The 237-nt window shown below is 38.8% G+C and carries 1 rRNA gene; it reads left to right on the top strand.

Going from position 1 to position 237, the window contains the following annotated elements:
- Positions 1–142: 142 nt before the first annotated feature.
- Positions 143–237, top strand: a 5S ribosomal RNA gene (gene rrf, locus BAQ48_RS00005); the annotation flags it as partial.

Genomic DNA, 237 nt, shown 5'->3' with positions numbered 1-237 from the left:
TGTGGAGCTGACGAATACTAATAGATCGAGGACTTAACCATATAATATGAAGCAATGTTATCTAGTTTTGAAAGAATATAAAAAACTTGTTGACTTTAAAAGTTAGATGAGTTACAATAATTCTTGTCTTAAATGAATACAGTCTGGTAATGATGGCAGAGAGGCCACACCCGTTCCCATACCGAACACGGAAGTTAAGCTCTCTAGCGCCGATGGTAGTTGGGACCTTGTCCCTGT

The sequence above is a fragment of the Bacillus luti genome (assembly GCF_001884105.1).
GTDB classification, from domain to species: Bacteria; Bacillota; Bacilli; order Bacillales; family Bacillaceae_G; genus Bacillus_A; species Bacillus_A luti.
This window is presented reverse-complemented; position numbering and strand designations above follow the sequence as displayed.